Source organism: Finegoldia magna (assembly GCF_018371055.1).
Classification (GTDB): Bacteria; Bacillota; Clostridia; order Tissierellales; family Peptoniphilaceae; genus Finegoldia; species Finegoldia magna_I.
The window spans coordinates 1-1,214 of record NZ_JAGYZD010000352.1 but is presented as its reverse complement, the minus strand read 5'-3'; the positions used below and the strand labels follow the sequence as shown (position 1 = coordinate 1,214).

Here is a 1,214-nt window from a genome sequence, read left to right as displayed (position 1 = left end):
TTTGAATGGAGTGAAAACCAGCGCCTTGAGACGCTGGTTGGTATCACTCGGGCTTATAGCCCTTGAACAAACCACCCGTTTTACGGGTGGTCATGATTTATGTTTTATAATATTGGGATAAATTTCTTTAGTTAAGCATACTTCTATATTTACTTGGTGTGATACCATAAGTTGATTTGAATATTTTAGCAAAATGTCCTGTGTGTGTATAGCCAACTTTTTCTGCTATCGTAGATATTTTATACTCGGGATTTTTCAGCAATAATAATGCCCTATTAAGCCTTAGTTCTTTTAAGTACTCGTAGGGAGGAACACCGTAGTATTTGCGAAAAGCTAATTGAAATCGTGCAGGACTCATTAAAGCAATTTTAGAGAGTTCAAGTCCGTCAATATGAACCGATAAATCTTTTTTCATAGCTGATACAGCCCTTTTCAGATTTTGCTTATCTTTTTTAGTTAAGACAACGGATATATTTTTTTCCTTTTCTTCTAACTCTGTAATTATGATAGATAATAGTTCCATAACTTTGCTTTCCAAATATAAAGGCAAAATCTTTCCTTCAGCTTGGGATTCTCTTATCTGTTGAAATATAAAATTCAACTGCGGAGAATTTTGAGTTTTTAACAAATAAGAATTAAGAATCTTTGCTTTTTCATATTCAAAATCATCATATTTTAATTTTAAGAAAGTATCAAAGTATTCTTTGGTTAGGATTATTTTCGTAAACTTTACAGGCTTATTTGCCTCACAATAGGTATAAGTTTTCTTTTCTGTATTTAAGTAACAATATATACCTTTTTCTACATTATTTAACTTTCTGCCACCGACTTTAAATGAACTGCTTTCTGTTTCAAATTGGCTAATCTCTAAATACTTTTCAGATACTTCGGTTATTTTCTCCATTGTTTCATTTGGAGTAAAGTTAGCAATTAAAATTAGAATTAAACGGCTGTCAAATTTTAGTATGCGAAAAGTACCTTTGCCAAAATGGGGATCTATTTTAAAGATTTGTTTGTTTTCAGTTGATAAAGTTGGAACAGGAATAAAAGGAGCGTCATGTACTAAGTTTGTTAAATAATCAATAACTGTTCTATCCATCAATTCTACTCACCTCTTTTAATATCACAAATTTATTTTATTATATCACAAATTTATAAAAATGTAAATAGAAATACTGATAAAAAGCTTATAAATAAAGGGATTACAAGGAATA

Annotated in this window: 1 protein-coding gene; it reads right to left on the bottom strand. The window is 30.1% G+C overall.

All coding sequences use genetic code 11. The features are described from left to right. Positions 1 to 127: 127 nt before the first annotated feature. Positions 128 to 1,099: a helix-turn-helix transcriptional regulator gene (locus KHW44_RS09810; protein WP_002416394.1), complete on the bottom strand. Its 972-nt coding sequence runs from the start codon at positions 1,097 to 1,099 to the stop codon at positions 128 to 130. Positions 1,100 to 1,214: the final 115 nt, after the last annotated feature.